The sequence below is a fragment of the Plantactinospora sp. CA-290183 genome, assembly GCF_050936375.1.
Taxonomy (GTDB): Bacteria; Actinomycetota; Actinomycetes; order Mycobacteriales; family Micromonosporaceae; genus Plantactinospora.
In genome coordinates this window covers 232,235-248,274 of record NZ_JBNJMX010000005.1, presented here as the reverse complement: position 1 = coordinate 248,274, position 16,040 = coordinate 232,235, and the positions used below count along the sequence as shown (strand labels likewise).

Here is a 16,040-nt window from a genome sequence, read left to right as displayed (position 1 = left end):
CTCGGCGTAACCGGATTTTGCGGCCCAGGGAGGCTCTTGTGGGGTGGAATGCCCGGTTCGGTGAACTCGGCAGCCGCCGCGACTGACAGTAGGCCCGGTGATGCGCCTACGATGGTTCGGCAGACTGTCTAGGGGAGCGTTGATCCGTGTCGATTCTGGAAAAGGTCCTCCGCGCGGGCGAGGGGCGCCTGGTGCGCCGGCTCAAGGCGATCGCCAATGCCGTCAGCTCGATCGAGGACGACTACGTCAACCTCACCGACGAGGAACTGCGCGGCATGACCGACCAGTTCCGGCAGCGGCTGGCGGACGGGGAGACCCTCGACGACCTGCTGCCGGAGGCGTTCGCCACGGTACGTGAGGCGGCCTCGCGGGTGCTCGGCCAGCGCCACTACGACGTGCAGCTGATGGGCGGTGCGGCGCTGCACTTCGGCAACATCGCCGAGATGAAGACCGGTGAGGGCAAGACCCTGACCTCGGTGCTGCCGGCGTACCTGAACGCGCTCTCCGGCAAGGGCGTGCACATCGTCACCGTGAACGACTACCTCGCCGAGCGGGACGCGGCCTGGATGGGCCGGGTGCACGAGTTCCTCGGCCTGACCGTCGGCGTCATCCTGCCGAACCGGCCGGCCGCGGAGCACCGCGCCGCCTACGAGGCCGACATCACGTACGGCACCAACAACGAGTTCGGCTTCGACTACCTGCGTGACAACATGGCCTGGTCGAAGGAGGATCTCGTCCAGCGCGGGCACAACTTCGCGATCGTCGACGAGGTCGACTCGATCCTGATCGACGAGGCCCGTACGCCGCTGATCATCTCCGGCCCGGCCGAGCACTCCGCCCGGTGGTACAAGGAGTTCGCCGGGGTCGTGGCCCGGCTCCAGCCCGGCAAGGACGGCGAGGGCGACTACGAGGTCGACTACGCCAAGCGGACCATCGCGGTCACCGAGCGCGGCGTGGCGAAGGTCGAGGACCGGCTCGGCATCGACAACCTCTACGAGTCGGTCAACACCCCGCTGGTCGGCTACCTCAACAACGCGATCAAGGCCAAGGAGCTCTACAAGCGCGACAAGGACTACATCGTCAACGAGGGCGAGGTCCTGATCGTCGACGAGTTCACCGGCCGCATCCTGCACGGCCGGCGCTACAACGAGGGCATGCACCAGGCGATCGAGGCCAAGGAGGGGGTGGAGATCAAGCAGGAGAACCAGACTCTTGCCACGATCACCCTCCAGAACTACTTCCGCCTCTACAACAAGCTCTCCGGGATGACCGGTACCGCGCAGACCGAGGCCGGGGAGTTCAACAAGGTCTACAAGGTCGGGGTGGTCACCATCCCGACGCACCGGCCGATGGTGCGGTTCGACAAGCCGGACGTGATCTACAAGACCGAGAAGGCCAAGTTCAACGCCGTGGTGGAGGACATCGCCGAGCGGCACGCCATCGGCCAGCCGGTGCTGGTCGGCACGGTGTCGGTGGAAAACTCGGAGATCCTCTCCCAGCTGCTGCGCCGCCGGGGCATCCCGCACGCCGTACTCAACGCCAAGTTCCATGCCAAGGAGGCGGAGATCATCGCCCAGGCCGGGCGCAAGGGCGGCGTGACGGTGGCGACCAACATGGCCGGTCGAGGCACCGACATCCTGCTCGGCGGCAACCCGGAGTACCTGGCCAACACCGAGCTGCGGCAGCGCGGCCTGGACCCGGCCGAGCACGCCGACGACTACGCCAAGGCGCTCGAGGAGATCCTGCCCCGGTGGAAGCAGGCGTGTGACGCCGAGGCCGACGAGGTCTCCGCCGCCGGTGGGCTCTACGTGCTCGGCACGGAGCGGCACGAGTCGCGGCGGATCGACAACCAGCTCCGCGGCCGGTCCGGCCGGCAGGGCGACCCCGGCGAGTCCCGCTTCTACCTGTCGCTCCAGGACGAGCTGATGAAGCGGTTCCGGGCCGGTGCGGTCGAGGCCGTGATGGAGCGGTTCAACATCCCCGAGGACGTGCCCATCGAGTCGAAGATGGTCAGCAAGCAGATCAAGAGCGCGCAGGCCCAGATCGAGGGCCAGAACGCCGAGATCCGCAAGAACGTCCTCAAGTACGACGAGGTGATGAACAAGCAGCGCCAGGTGGTGTACGCCGAGCGCAAGCGGGTGCTCAACGGGGAGGACCTCAGCGACCAGGTCCAGCACATGATCGAGGACACGGTCAGCGCGTACGTCACGGGGGCCACCGCGGACGGCTACGCCGAGGACTGGGACCTCGACCAGCTCTGGACCAGCCTCAAGCAGCTCTACCCGGTCGGGGTCACGGTCGACGACCTGGTCGAGGAGTCGGGCGGGGAACGGACCAGCCTGGACGCCGACTTCCTGCTCGCGCAGATCAAGGAGGACGCCTTCGCGGCGTACCAGCGGCGCGAGGAGGAGCTCGGCGTCGAGGCGATGCGCCAGCTGGAGCGGATGGTGCTGCTCCAGGTCATCGACCGCAAGTGGCGCGAGCACCTGTACGAGATGGACTACCTGCAGGAGGGCATCAGCCTGCGGGCGTACGCCCAGCGCGACCCGGTGGTGGAGTACCAGCGCGAGGGCTTCGACATGTTCGCCACCATGATGGACGGGATCAAGGAGGAGACGGTCGGTTTCCTCTTCAACCTGGACGTCCAGGTTGAGGAGGCGCAGCCGAGCCCGGCTCCGGCGCAGGTCGCGGCCGGTCCGGCCCCGATGCAGGTGTCCAGCGAGCCGGCGGTGGAGATCCGGGCCAAGGGTCTGGGCCGGGCACCCCGGACCCAGGGCCTGCAGTATTCGGCTCCCGCCATCGACGGCGAGGCCGGGGCCACCGGTGGACCGGTGGTGGAACGGCCGCAGGCGCCCGCGCTCGGCGTGGGCGCTCCGGCGCCGTCCTCGCCCCGGCGCCAGCCCCAGTCCCAGGCCGCGGCGGCGACCGCGGACAACGCCCCGTCCCGGAACGCACCCTGCCCCTGCGGGTCGGGTCGCAAGTACAAGCGCTGCCACGGAGCGCCCGGAGGCGCCTGACCGACCCGGCCCGGCTCGACCGGGTACGGGCCGTTCGACCGCGCGTGAGCCCCGATCGCCATCCCGGCGGCCGGGGCTCAGGCCGTTCTCCGGCGAGGGCTCACAGCACCTCGATGGAGATGGCGAGCCAGTTGCCCCGGCGGCGCTCCATCCGGAAGGCCACCGCCCGGGTGCGGTCGGCGATGTCGACCACGGCAGCCGCCTCCGCCACGCCGGGACGCGGCTCGCAGACCCGCATCCGCCGCAGCCGTACGGCCGGGGCGGGGCGGCCGGGGCGGGGCCGGGCGCAGAGCCGGGCCGCCCCGGAGCTGAGCTGCTCCACGATGTCGGCCGCCTCCTGCGGGCTGGAGAGCCTCCGGAGGTGCCCGATCGGTCGGTGCCCGTTGACGATCTCCAGGCAGGTGTCCAGGAAGCGCCGGGCCGCCTGCCTCGCCTCCGGCGTCGCGCTCGCCACGGCCCCGGCCGGGGGCGGCACGCCGGGGAGCCACTGCGTGGGCGCCCCGCCCGGCTGGCCGGTGGCCGGGCGCCATCCGACGGGCGTGGTGCGGGCCGGGGAGCGCGGGGTGGGCCGGTCCGCCGCCACCGGGCCCCGCCGGTACGGCCCGGTCGGGCGCCCGTCCGGCCGGCCCGGCGGCTCGGGTGCGCGCCCGTCCGGTCGGCCCGGCGACTCGGCGGCCGGCGCGGTCGGCTCGGTGCGGGCGCCGGTGTCGGGTCGGCCGAGCCAGGTGGTGGCGGCGCACTCGTCGTCGAACGGCGGGTCAAGGGGAGGCACGGGGCGCAGCCGCACGGTGGGGCGGACTGGCGGCCGGGAACGTACGGCGGCCATGCGGGTCACCTTTCTCGATCTTGCGTTTGCCTTCGTTTGCCTCCGACGCGCTCCATTTTGTAGCGGAGCCAGTGTTGGTCGTCAATGATTGTCGGCTTCCGGTCCGACACTTACCCGGCGTCCCGGACCGGCGCCGGCGCCGACCGCCCTCGGCGAGGCGGTCGGCGAACGGTGCCGAGGAGGCGGGTTGCCGGTGGCGGCAGGGCGTGGACCCGGCGGTGAGCGGGCCCGGCGGGGTCCAGCGCTAGTCGGGCAGCCGCTCGACCAGGGGATTGCCGGCGACCCACTGGGCGGTCTCGGCGTACTTGTGCTGGATGTACTCCTCCAGCCGGGACCGTTCCACCCGCCACTGGCCACGGCCGCCGATCTTGATCGCCGGGAGTTCGCCGCTGCGCACCATGTGGTAGACCTGCGAGTCCGAGACGTTCAGCTCGGCGGCGACGTCGGACAGCAGCAGGAACCTGGGCTCCACGAGGAACTCCCGGAAGTCGGTGGTTGCCTCAGTTTGCCATCGACTGCGGCACGGCCGCCTCCACCGTTAGGTTTCGCCCGGCCCGCCCCGGGCCGGTCCCCCCGGCCCTCCGGCACCACGCCGTCGGCGCCGCTGCTTCCCCTCGGCGCGTCGTGGGTGTAGGACAGGAACGGCGTCGGACATGATCGGCGTTGGCGCGGCCGGTGTCGTCGCGTGCGGGCGTCGAGCGGGGGAGACCTTCGGTGACAGGACAGCTTGTCCGGGTGTATGTACCGGCCACCGTGCCGATGCTCGCGCAGTTGCGGCGGGAGGGGGTGCTGCCGGCCGGACAGGGCCATGCGGTAACCCCTGAGCTGCGCGAGTGGTACGCGGAAGGCGACGAGGAGGAGTTGGAGTACGTCGCCTTCACCCGGGCCGCCCAGGAGGCGCTGCGGCTGCTCCGCGCCGATCCGGCCGCACCACGCCGCCGGGTGGTGGTCTCCGCGGACCTGACCGCCGGGGCGGTACAGCGTGCGGAGATCGAGCTCGGCTCCAGCACCGTACGGCTGGCCGGGCCGATCGGGATCGCCAGCGTCGCCGCGATCCACGTGGACGGCCCGGACGCCGGGGACGACGTCGCGGCGGCGGCCACGGTGGTCGAGGAGGCGCTGGCCGGTGACCCGGACGCCCAGTTCACCGTGGACGGGGCCGAGGACCACGAGCTGGAGTGGTACGACGCGTCGGAGCTGGACGGCATCGTCGACCTGCCCCGCTAGGTGGCCTGACCGTCAGCGGCTGACCCCGACGGCGTGGCCGATCGCCTGCCTGCCTGGCCGGCCGGACGGTCAGCCGGGCCGGCGGGCCGGAGCCGGAGCGCTCAGCGGCCCGCCCCGGCGACCGGCCGCCCGCCGGCCGGCTCCGCCTCGTTGATCGGCTCCGCCTCGTTGATCGGTGCGGCCTCGTTGATCGGCTCGGCCTTGTCGTCGCCGGCCGCCTCGGCGTCCGCATCCGGCTCGCCGTCGGTGGACGGGTCCTGATCCGCGTCGCCGTCGTCGGCCCGGGGATCGTCCGGTACCTGCACCGTCGACTCCGTCGCGGGCCGGAGCGTACGACCGAAGGCGATCATCGCGGTCAGGCCGCCCACGAAGAGCACCAGCAGCGCGTGGTTGAACCGCGACCCGCCGAGCATGCTCTGCGCGGCGCGGTCCGCCTCGCTGATCGCGCCGGCCAGCCGCAGCACCTCCGCCCCGGCGGTCCGGGTCAGCAGTTCGGCGGCGATCAGCAGCACCCCCGGCCCGGCCCCCGCGACCAGGTAGGCGGGCCAGCGCAGCGCGGTGACGTCGCCGAGCCGCCCGGCGACCCGGCGCTGGGCCAGCCGCAGGTAGTGGTACGCCAGCAGGCCGGCGGCCAGCCCGCTGGCCAGCGAGGAGGTACGGGAGAACCAGCGGAAGGCGCTGAGCTGCGACGCCTGCGTGTCACCGGAGCCGTACAGGGAGAGCAGCGGTTCCTGATAGTAGCTGAGCGCGAAGCCGACCGCGAAGACGGCCAGGCCGGCGGTGATCACGGCGGCCACCACCAGCGTGCCGCGCAGCCCACCGGCGATTCCGCCGACCGTGGCCGCCGCGGCGGTGGTGCCGGCCAGCACCATGATGGCCGGACCCTCGCCGTAGCTGAGGGTCACCGCCAGCGCGCCCAGCAGGCCGGTGAGGAGCCCTCCGGCGAGTGCCACGGCGAACCGGGGAGTGCTGCGCGCCACTCCCCGCCGGGTCAGCAGGTTGGCCAGGATCAGGCTGACCGCCGCCCCGCTGAGCAGGCTCGCCGAGATCACCCCGGGCAGGGCGTACGCGGCCGAGGTGATCGCCATCGACTCGCCGCCGGAGGTGGAGATCTCCGCCTTCGCCGACCAGAGCATCGCGGCCAGCCAACCCACCGCCAACAGGGCGAGTACGACGGCACCGGGCGCCGGCACGGGTGACGGCGCGGCGGCGGTCGCCGGCTGGACCGGGCGATCCGGGGCCGGGAGCGCGGTGGCGCCGGACTCTTTCGTCATCATCTCCCCTTCAACGGGTGACCGGCCGCGTCGGTGGGGCGGCGGTGGCGGGAGCTGCGGCCTTCGCCGGCCGCCGGTCCCTCAGCGTACGCGGGCCGGTCGGGACGGTGGCGCTGTGCCGGCGGGCGCGTCGGGGTCCCCGGTGCGGGCCGGCCGGGACCTTGCCCGCCGCGGGCGGCGCTGCCCCGGGAGCGGGGAAGGGCCGAGGGGCGCGGGACGGCATCGACCGGCCCGACGGCGCGGCGGTGCGCCCGTCGGTACGGCCGGGCGGCCGGCGCCCGGCCTGGTGGGATGCGCTGATGACCATGCGAGGATTGGCCCAGGACCCGCCCCCGCGACCCGGGCATCCCTCGGCGGACGGGCGACGGTGACCGGCCGACCGGCCGCCACCGGCGGGTCCGGTTTCGCCGACGTTGTCGAGATCGCCCAGGAGCATGCGATGGACGCCGTTCTCTCCGTACCCGAGCCGCGCAACGAGCCGGTGCGCGACTACGCCCCCGGCAGCGCCGAGCGGGACAGCCTGCGACGCCGGCTCGGTGAGCTGGCCACCGAGCGGTTGGAGCTGCCGATGACGATCGGCGGTGCGCAACGGATGGCCGGGGGTGCCGCGATCGACGTCGTGCAGCCACACCGGCACCGGCACGTGCTGGGGGTCACCCACAACGCAACCAACGCGGATGCGCTGGCGGCGGTGACGGCCGCCAAGCAAGCCGCCCCGATGTGGCGTGATTTGTCCTTTGCAGACCGGGCTGCGGTGTTTCTCCGCGCCGCCGACCTGCTCGCCGGACCGTGGCGGGACACCCTCAACGCGGCGACCATGCTCGGCCAGTCGAAGACGGTCATCCAGGCCGAGATCGACTCGGCGTGCGAGCTGATCGACTTCCTGCGCTTCAACGTCGCCTTCGCCCGCAAGCTCCTGGCCGAGCAGCCGCTCTCCTCGGCCGGCACCTGGAACCGGTTCGACCACCGGCCGCTGGAGGGCTTCGTCTACGCCGTCACCCCGTTCAACTTCACCGCGATCGCGGCCAACCTCCCGGCCGCGCCGGCGCTGGTCGGCAACACCGTGGTCTGGAAGCCGGCCCCGACCCAGCAGCTCGCCGCGCACCACACCATGCGGCTCTTCGAGGCGGCCGGCCTGCCGCCCGGCGTGATCAACATGGTCACCGGGGACGGCATCGCCGTCTCCGACGTGGTCCTCGCCGACCCGGACCTGGCGGGCATCCACTTCACCGGGTCGACCAAGGTGTTCCAGAAGCTCTGGCAGGGGGTCGGGCAGAACATCGCCAACTACCGGGGTTACCCCCGGCTGGTCGGCGAGACCGGCGGCAAGGACTTCGTCGTCGCCCACTCCAGCGCCGACGTGGACGCGCTGCACACCGCGCTGATCCGCGGGGCGTACGAGTACCAGGGGCAGAAGTGCTCGGCCGCGTCCCGGGCGTACGTGCCGAGGTCGCTGTGGGACGGCGGCCTGCGGGACCGGCTGGCGGCGACCGCCGACTCGCTGGCGTACGGCGACGTCACCGACTTCGCCAACTTCGGCGGTGCGGTGATCGACGCGAAGGCGTTCGCCCGGCACACCACGGCGCTCGACATGATCTCGAACGACGCCTCCTGCCGGATCATCGCCGGCGGCACCGCGGACGACTCCGTCGGGTACTTCGTCCGGCCGACCCTGTTCGAGTGCGACGATCCGGGGCACGAGTCGTTCACCACCGAGTACTTCGGGCCGATCCTCGGCGTGCACGTCTACGACGACGCCCGCTTCGACGAGGTGGTGGGCCAGGCCGAGTCGATCGCGCCGTACGCGCTGACCGGGTCGATCTTCGCCACCGACCGCCGGGTCGTGGACCGGGCCGGCGCGGCGCTGCGCTACGCGGCCGGCAACTTCTACGTCAACGACAAGCCGACCGGGGCGGTCGTCGGACAGCAGCCGTTCGGCGGTGCCCGGGCCAGCGGCACCAACGACAAGGCCGGCTCCTGGCACAACCTCGCCCGGTGGATGTCACCGCGCACCGTCAAGGAGACCTTCGTCCCGGCGACCGACCACCGCTACCCGCACATGGGCTGACCGGCCGCGCTGCTCGGGCCGGGCCGGGCCGGGCGGGCGGCCCCGGTGGTGGTGGTGGTGGCGCCGGGCCCCGGCGCCGGCGGTGGGGGACGCAGGTCGGTTCGCCGGTCGGCCCGGTGGTCCGGTCGTCAGCCGGGCCCGACGGCCTGGATCCGGTCCAGAACGAACATCCGCTCGTCGTCGCGCAGGTGACACCAGGCGGTCAGCAGGTGACCGTCGAGGTCGATCGGCTCGACCAGCCGGCTGGAGAAGCCGCCCCCGGAGTCCCGATAGTCGATCTTCACCGGAGTGCCCCGCTCGATCGCCGTCGACAGCAGTCGCTGTTCCTCGGGGTCGAGCTGGCCGCAGTGGCCCCGTACCGCCCGCTCGACCTGGGTGCCGGCGGCCAGCGGCAGCGCGATGACGGGGGCGAGATGTCCGTCGGGTTCCGGCTCCGGCTCCGGCGCGGCGGCGGCGAGTAGCCGTGCGGCCAGCTCCACCGGGTCGGGCCGGGGTACGTCTCGACGCTGGTCGCCGGCACGGTGCGTCGGGCCCGGGTCGGCCGCCGGCCGCCGGCCCGCCGCCGCCGTACCGGCCCGCCGGGGCGTGGGCGCCCGCTGCGGCCGGACCCGTTCGATCAGCGGTTCGCCGGTGTTGTCCTCGGTGGCCGGGGCGTAGCCGGCGTCCCGCAGCGCGCGCAGGGTCTCGGCCACCGGTTTCGCGCTGGCCAGCACGGTCGGCGCGAGTACGGCGAGCGCGAGCGGACGCAGTGCCCGGGTCCGGACGATCTCCGCCACCAACGCCGGGTCCTCGGCCCGCAGCACGCACCCCACCGCGCGGACCCGTACCCGACCGTGCTGGCGTCCGACGTCGGCGACCAGGTACTCCAGCGCCTGCGGCAGCTTCCCGCCGGTTGCCACCGCCCGGAGCGCGCCGAGCAGTTCCGCCGGGCCGGTACCGGCGTCCAAAGCCCCCCGCACGGAGGCGGGACCGAACCGCCAGATCGCGGCACCGCCACCTGCCTCGCGCTCCGCGCTGGCGTCGAGCAGCCGGCTGAGGGGGACCGCCGGGATGCCCGGCACCACCGCGGTCAGGTCGTTCTGGAACAGCGCCGTCCGCACCGCGGCGGGCAGCAGTTCGCCGGCGATCGCCGACAGCCGCCCGGCGGCGCCGCCGGTCCCGCCCGGAAGGTCGTCCAGCAGCGCCCGGCCGAGCGGCGTCAGCGCGCCGTGCGCGACCGCGCCGACCAGGCCGGCCTCCCGCCACAGCGCGGTCGGCAGGGCGGCCGGCCGGGCCGCCCCCGGCCCCGACGGCAGGGGTTCGGGGTCGGCCAGCAGCGGCAGCCGCCAGCGAAGAGTGCCGGCCGGCCCGTCGGGGCCGCCGACGGCGTGTCCCTCCGGCAGCTCGCTCGCGCAGCGCAGCAGTTCCGCGCGCAGGTCGGCGGCGACCAGCGCCGTACCGTCCCGGAGCAGGGCGGCGGGCGTCGGGCCGAGCTCCGGCGGGCGCTCCGCCAGGGGGGCCGCGGGCAGCCGGAGCCACGCCCGCAGCAGCACCGGGAGACGCTCCGCCGGTGGGGTTGCGGCCCATTCGTCGTACGCCCCGGTCGGCCGTACCCGCTCGGCGGCGATGCCGAGCAGGCCGGCGGCGTACCCGAGCTCCAGCCAGAACCGCAGCTCGGGCTCGGGGCAGCCGACGGACCGGGCCAGTCGGCGCAGTTCCCGGGTTCCCACGCCGCCGGCCCGCAGCAGCGCCACCGGGGCCGTCTCCACGGCGTCGAGCAGGCTCGTCATGCGCTCGACGGCGGCCAGCGCGGCGGCCGCCGCCTCCCGGGCGACGGCGTCGGGGTCCACCTCGGCCAGTTCGGGCCGGGGCGGCAGCGGGTCGAACGGCGCCCGCCAGTCGGGTCCGCGCAGCGCGATCGCGACCTCGGCCGGCAACTCGACGTGCCGCCAGCCGTCCCGGACCAGCAGCCCGTGCCGTACCGCCCAGTCCAGCGCGGGATCCCCGGGTGGGTCGGCGTGCGTCGGAAGCACCGGCCCGAGGTGGGCGAGGTCGGTCAGCAGGGTCCGCGCCTGCGGCGGGGCCGACGAGACGAGCGCGCGGATCGCCGGGGCGTCGGCGAGCGCGGTGACCACGGCGGCCAGGGTCCGCTGCCGGTTCCCGGGCACCACCGCCAACCCGAGGGCGCGGGCGATCCTCCGCAGGTCCTCGGCGGGCACGGTGTCGAGCATCGTGGCGGCGGGAGCGCCGAGGCCGAGCGGGTACGCGAAGGCGGTCCAGAGTGGCCCGGCCATCCGCAGCTCGCCGCCGGCCGGCCAGACCAGGGCCCGACCGGCCAACACCGCGAGGGTGGCGTCCAGCTCGGGGTCGTCGGCCGGCCGGCCGATCATCCCGGCGACCCGCTCCCGGGACACCGCCGGGCCGCCGAGCGCCTGCATCACCTCGATCACCTGTACCGCCGGGCGGGGGAGCGCCGAGACGGCGGCGATCACCGAGTCGCGGGCCTGCAACCGGACGGCGAGGTCGGTCAGCGCGTCGACCGGAGGGCCGGCGAGCACGTCGGGGCGACGGGTCAGGAGCGCGGCGAGCTGCTCGCGGTCATGACCGGCGAGCCAACGGACCAGAGGAGACGCCACGCGGGCCCAATCTGCCGTACGTCCGCCGGGCGGGTCAACCGACCGGCCGGGTGGCACGTCGGCCGGTCGGTTCGGCACCGCTGCCGAGGTCCCCGGTTCGTGCCAGCCCGCTCCGCAGCCGTCCAACGGCTTCCTTGATCGCCTTAGCGTCACCTGAGAGAAGCGGAACGTGACCGTCCGTTCGTGGTGGGCGTGACGGCCGCGCGATGTGGGAGGAACGCCGTGGACCTGGTGCTGGGTGGTCGCTACGAGCTTCAGCGGGAGATCGCGTGCGGGGCGCTCGGGGTCGTCTGGCGGGCGGTCGACGTGTCCGATCAGGAGCCGGTGGCGGTCAAGATGCTCCGGGCCGAGGCGGCCGCCCGGCCCGACCTGGTGGCCGCCTTCGCCGCCGAGACGCGGCTCGTCGCCGGCCTCGACCATCCGGGCCTGGTACGCGCCCGGGACGTGGTCGGCGAGGGCCGGCAGCGCGCCCTGGTGATGGACCTCGTCGAGGGGGAGGACCTGCGCCGGCGGCTGCGCCGGGCCGGGCCGCTGCCGCCCGCGGTCGCGGCCGACGTGGCGGCGCAGGTCGCCGCGGCGCTCGGCTACCTGCACGGCCGGGGGATCGTGCACGGCGACGTCAAGCCGGGCAACCTGATCGTGCCGGCCGACGGCGGCCCGGTACGGCTGGTCGACTTCGGTGCGGCCCGCTGGGCGGGACCGGAACCGTGGTGGCCGGCCACCCAGGCGACCCCGGAGTACGTCGCGCCGGAGGTGGTCGCCGGGGCCACCCCGAGCGCGGCCAGCGACGTGTACGCCCTCGGCATCGTGCTCTTCGAACTGCTCTGCGGGCGCAGCCCGTACCGGGGCGGGTCGCCGGAGCAGGTGCTCGGCCGGCACCTCGGTTGCCAGCCCGTACCCCCGCCCGGGCTGCCGGCGGTGGTCTGGCCGTTCCTGGATGACTGTCTCGCCGCCGACCCTGCCCGCCGGCCCGGGGCGGAACGGGCGGCCGCCCGGCTGCGCGGGCTGGAACCGGCGCTGGACGGCGTACCCGCGCTGCCCCGGCTCGACGCCGACCAGGTGACCTGGTGGCCCCGCCGGCCCGGGTCGACCGTCGCCGCCGTGCCGGTGTCCGGGCCGGTGTCCTGGGTGTCGTTGCCCGCCGCGCCGGTCTCCCCCGCCGCGTCGCAGCTGGGCCGGATGGTCGCCGTACCGGCCGCCCCCGCGGGCGCTGGTGCTCCGGCCGGCCCGGGCGGTCGTACCAATGCCGGGACCGACGGGCCGGACCACCGGGGCGGCTCGGCGGCCGCCCCGGTGCACGGGGCTGTCCCGCACCGCCCGGCCGACCCCGCCGGAGGTCCTCGCAGGCGGACCGGGGGTGCGGCGGAGACCGATCCGGACGGACCGGTCCGGCCGGCCGGCGGGTCGGGAACCAGTTCCCCCTCGGCCGGGCCTCCGCCAGCGGGGCCGTCCTCGGTCGGGCAATCGTCAGCGCGGCCGGGTTCGGCCGGTCCTTCGTCGGCGGGGCCGTGCCCGGCCGGGCCCTCCTCGATCGGGCCGTCCTCCGCCGGGCCGTCCTCGATCGGGCCGTCCCCGGCCGGCGCACCGACGGCGCCGCTGCGTGCCCGCCGGCCACCGCTGGCCGCCGCCGTGCTGCTCGCGGCCGGCCTCGCGGTCGCCGCCGCCGTCCTCGCCGCGCTCCCCACCGTCGAGCCGGCCGGTGCACGGGGAGCTGTCCCGGTACGGCCGGGGAGCGGCGCCGCCGTCGGGACCGTCCTCTCGGGCTTTCCGGAGGTCGCGCCCGGAGCCGGGGCGTGGTAGCTTCCGGCAATTCCCCACGTAAGCGTCGAAAGTCTACTAATCTCCCGGATTGGTGCAGGGCGCGGTTCGATCCGCGCGGCCCGGGGCTCCGGTCGCGCCGCGCGGCGCGCTCCGGCGACCTGGACCAGGCAGCCGACCCGAGCCCGGCCGGGCGTCGCAGGCCGGTCCGCCGGCCGTTGGACCTGGGGACCGGGGGGCTCGGGAACAGGGACCGGGGGCCGGTCGAGCGGCCGCCGGAGAGCCGCCCCCGGTGGGTTCGCCGGGGGGCGGCCCGGAGGGGTGGCCGTGGAGGGTCGCCGGGCCTCCGCACGCGCCGTCGCGCCCCTCCAGGCATTGATCGTCCTCATCCGACTGTCTGTCCAAGACAGTGCACAATGGAGAGGTTGACCAGCGGATAGTGCCAAATCCTGGACGCGACGCCGGCAAAGTGGCAGCGTGGAGGCTATGGCGGAATCTGGTATCAACCCCACGGCGGCGGCCCTGCTCGGGCTGCTCCACGAAGGACCGATGACGGGCGGCCAGTTGATGGCCGCCGCCGAGCGGCGCCTGGCGCCCTACTGGTCTATGACGCGCAGTCAGGTCTACCGGGAATTGCCCGCGTTGGCCGATCAGGGGCTGGTCCGGCTCGGCAAGCCCGGCCCCCGCTCCAGCCAGCCGTACGCGATCACGGCGGCCGGAAAACGGACATTTTCCCGCTGGCTCACCGAGACGCCCGGTCGGGACACGGTGCGGAACCCGACCGCACTGCGGGTCGCCTTCGGCCCGCAGCACTCGTCGAACCAGCTCCGCAACCTCTACAGCGGCGCCAACGAGTACCACACCGAGGCGCTCGCGATGGCCCGTGAGCAGGCCCGGGACGCGAAGAAGGCGGGCGACTCGTACGGGGCCGCGGCGCTGGAGTTCGCCGTCGCGTACCACAAGGCGGCGCTCTCCTGGCTGAAGACCGCTCCGGCGAGCTGACCCCGGCCGACGACTCCGGTCGGTCGATCCCGGCGGGCTCCTCCGGGCCGGTTCGGGGCCGGTCGTGCGGAGGCGGACCGGCGGACGGCGGAGGTCGGCACGGCCGGTACGCGCCGCGCCCTGTCGCCGGCGGTGACCTGCTCGCCCGGGCGACCAGTATTCTTGACTGTCGTGACCGCTGCCGAGTATGCCGACCAGCTCAAAGATCTTGACGCTACCCTCCGCAACATCGAGAACGTCCTCGACGTTGACCGGCTGCGCCGGGACAAGGCACAGCTCGAGGAGGCGGCTTCCGCACCCGACCTGTGGGACGACCAGGCCCGGGCCCAGGACGTGACCTCCAAGCTCTCGTACGTCAACGGCGAGATCGGCAAGCTGGGGAGCCTGCGGAGCCGGCTCGACGACGCCCGGGTGCTGCTGGAACTGGCCGAAGCCGAGGCCGACGCCGGGGTGTTGACCGAGGTCGAGACGGAGATCGGCGGGCTCCGGAAGGCGATCGACGAGATGGAGATCCGCACCCTGCTCTCCGGTGAGTACGACTCCCGGGAGGCGCTGGTCGCGATCCGGGCCGGGGCGGGCGGGGTCGACGCCGCGGACTTCGCGGAGATGCTGCTGCGGATGTACCTGCGCTGGGCGGAGCGGCACGGCTACCCGACCGAGGTCTACGAGACGTCGTACGCGGAGGAGGCGGGCCTGAAGTCCGCCACCTTCGCCGTGAAGGTTCCGTACGCCTACGGCACGCTCAGCGTCGAGTCCGGCACCCACCGCCTGGTCCGGATCAGCCCCTTCGACAACCAGGGGCGCCGGCAGACCAGCTTCGCCGGGGTGGAGGTCTTGCCGGTTACCGAGCAGACGGACCATATCGACATTCCGGAAAATGAGCTCCGATTCGACGTCTACCGGTCGTCAGGTCCCGGTGGACAGAGCGTCAACACGACCGACTCCGCCGTCCGGATCACGCACATCCCGACCGGGATCGTCGTCACCTGCCAGAACGAGAAGTCGCAGTTGCAGAACAAGGCCTCCGCGATGCGGGTGCTGCAGTCCCGGCTGCTGGAGCGCAAGCGGCAGGAGGAACAGGCCAAACTGGAGGGCCTGAAGACCGACGCCGCCGGGTCGTGGGGCGACCAGATGCGCTCGTACGTCCTGCACCCGTATCAGATGGTGAAGGATCTGCGTACCGAGCAGGAGACGGGCAACCCGGCGTCGGTCTTCGACGGAGACCTGGACGACTTCATCCAGGCCGGCATCCGCTGGCGCAAGGAGCGGCAGTTGGCCGGCGAGGCGGCGTAGCCAGGGCTCATGTCCGCGCCGCCGCGCCCGTCGGCGCCGTGTCGTGCCGGTTCACCGGGTCGCCGTGCCGGCCCGGCGCACCGGCGCGCCCGTGCGGCGGAGCGGCTCCGGCGTGTGCATGGCGTGAGCGCCTCTCGACGCAGCGCACAATTGCCACAAATGACGGTCGGACAGGCCGACTCCGGACTTGGCGTTTCCGTCACGACGCGTAGACTCACCACCCGTGATTCAGCTTGAGCAAGTGACGAAGACGTACCCGAAGGCGTCCCGGCCATCGCTCGACAGCGTGTCGGTCTCGATCGAGAAGGGTGAGTTCGTCTTCTTCATCGGTCCCTCCGGATCCGGCAAGTCGACGATCATCAAGCTGCTGCTGCACGAGGTGACCCCCAACAAGGGCAAGGTGGTCGTCAACAACAAGGACGTCACGTCGATGCGCTCCTGGAAGATCCCCAACTTCCGGCGCTCGATCGGCTGCGTCTTCCAGGACTTCCGCCTGCTGCCCAACCGGACCGCGTACGAGAACGTCGCGTTCGCCCTCGAGGTGATCGGCAAGACCAAGGCGGTCGCCCGTCGGGTGGTGCCGGAGGTGCTGGAGCTGGTCGGGCTCGGCGGCAAGGAGCACCGGTACCCGCACGAACTCTCCGGTGGCGAGCAGCAGCGGGTCGCGGTGGCCCGCGCATTCGTGAACCGGCCGTTGATCCTGCTGGCGGACGAGCCCACCGGAAACCTCGACCCGGACACCTCGATCGAGATCATGCGCCTGCTGGACCGGATCAACCGCACCGGCACGACCGTGGTGATGGTCACGCACGACTCCAACATCGTCAACCAGATGCGTCGTCGCGTCATCGAGATCGAGAGCGGTCGCATCGTGCGCGACCAGGCTCGCGGTGTTTACGGCTGAGCGGGTCCCCCGACCCCTGCTGCGCCGGCCCTGATCCGACGACCGACCCTCTGCGG

Annotated in this window: 10 protein-coding genes and 1 pseudogene; 7 read left to right on the top strand and 4 right to left on the bottom strand. The window is 73.6% G+C overall.

Features of this window, described 5'->3' with window-relative positions:
- The first annotated feature begins 146 nt into the window (after positions 1-146).
- Complete coding sequence (gene secA / locus ACQEUR_RS13275) at positions 147-3,017, top strand: preprotein translocase subunit SecA (protein WP_433029961.1); 2,871 nt, start codon at positions 147-149, stop codon at positions 3,015-3,017.
- Positions 3,018-3,117: 100 nt separating this feature from the next.
- On the opposite strand, the gene ACQEUR_RS13270 is transcribed toward secA, so the two are convergent.
- The gene (locus tag ACQEUR_RS13270) at positions 3,118-3,843 is read right to left on the bottom strand and encodes an Rv3235 family protein (RefSeq protein ID WP_433029959.1); all 726 of its coding nucleotides are present in this window, start codon (positions 3,841-3,843) and stop codon (positions 3,118-3,120) included.
- A gap of 244 nt (positions 3,844-4,087) precedes the next feature.
- Entirely contained in the window at positions 4,088-4,315 is a 228-nt protein-coding gene (locus ACQEUR_RS13265) for a helix-turn-helix transcriptional regulator (RefSeq protein ID WP_433029957.1), read from the bottom strand.
- A gap of 242 nt (positions 4,316-4,557) precedes the next feature.
- Between ACQEUR_RS13265 and ACQEUR_RS13260 the strand changes: the two genes are divergently transcribed.
- Complete coding sequence (locus ACQEUR_RS13260; RefSeq protein WP_433029955.1) at positions 4,558-5,070, top strand: DUF6912 family protein; 513 nt, start codon at positions 4,558-4,560, stop codon at positions 5,068-5,070.
- Between the two features lie 317 nt (positions 5,071-5,387).
- Here the strand turns inward: ACQEUR_RS13260 and ACQEUR_RS13255 are convergent.
- Positions 5,388-6,344 (bottom strand): annotated as a pseudogene (locus tag ACQEUR_RS13255) (hypothetical protein); the annotation flags it as partial.
- Positions 6,345-6,783: 439 nt separating this feature from the next.
- On the opposite strand from ACQEUR_RS13255, the gene pruA reads away from it, so the two are divergent.
- Positions 6,784-8,412 (top strand): L-glutamate gamma-semialdehyde dehydrogenase, encoded by a 1,629-nt coding sequence (gene pruA, locus ACQEUR_RS13250; RefSeq protein WP_433030029.1) that lies wholly within the window; start codon positions 6,784-6,786, stop codon positions 8,410-8,412.
- Between the two features lie 128 nt (positions 8,413-8,540).
- Here pruA and ACQEUR_RS13245 read toward each other — a convergent pair whose 3' ends face one another.
- On the bottom strand, positions 8,541-11,027 hold the full coding sequence (locus ACQEUR_RS13245; protein ID WP_433029953.1) for a helicase C-terminal domain-containing protein: 2,487 nt from the start codon (positions 11,025-11,027) through the stop codon (positions 8,541-8,543).
- Positions 11,028-11,249: 222 nt separating this feature from the next.
- Here ACQEUR_RS13245 and ACQEUR_RS13240 point away from each other — a divergent pair, with 222 nt between their 5' ends.
- From ACQEUR_RS13240 to ftsE, 4 genes are all read left to right on the top strand, one after another.
- Positions 11,250-12,827, top strand: coding sequence for a protein kinase domain-containing protein (locus ACQEUR_RS13240; protein ID WP_433029951.1), 1,578 nt, complete (start codon positions 11,250-11,252; stop codon positions 12,825-12,827).
- A gap of 444 nt (positions 12,828-13,271) precedes the next feature.
- Positions 13,272-13,787 carry a PadR family transcriptional regulator gene (locus tag ACQEUR_RS13235; RefSeq protein WP_433029949.1) on the top strand — a complete coding sequence of 172 codons (516 nt, stop codon included), beginning with the start codon at positions 13,272-13,274 and terminating at the stop codon, positions 13,785-13,787.
- Positions 13,788-13,958: 171 nt separating this feature from the next.
- Positions 13,959-15,080: a peptide chain release factor 2 gene (gene prfB, locus ACQEUR_RS13230; RefSeq protein WP_433029947.1), complete on the top strand. Its 1,122-nt coding sequence runs from the start codon at positions 13,959-13,961 to the stop codon at positions 15,078-15,080.
- A gap of 223 nt (positions 15,081-15,303) precedes the next feature.
- The gene (gene ftsE, locus ACQEUR_RS13225) at positions 15,304-15,984 is read left to right on the top strand and encodes a cell division ATP-binding protein FtsE (RefSeq protein ID WP_433029945.1); all 681 of its coding nucleotides are present in this window, start codon (positions 15,304-15,306) and stop codon (positions 15,982-15,984) included.
- Positions 15,985-16,040: the final 56 nt, after the last annotated feature.

What these genes read in the sequence shown, in the direction of transcription:
- ACQEUR_RS13270 (WP_433029959.1), bottom strand. Translation starts at nt 3,843, where the DNA reads ATGGCCGCCGTACGTTCCCGGCCGCCAGTCCGCCCCACCGTGCGGCTG.
- pruA (WP_433030029.1), top strand. Translation starts at nt 6,784, where the DNA reads ATGGACGCCGTTCTCTCCGTACCCGAGCCGCGCAACGAGCCGGTGCGC.
- ACQEUR_RS13235 (WP_433029949.1), top strand. Translation starts at nt 13,272, where the DNA reads ATGGCGGAATCTGGTATCAACCCCACGGCGGCGGCCCTGCTCGGGCTG.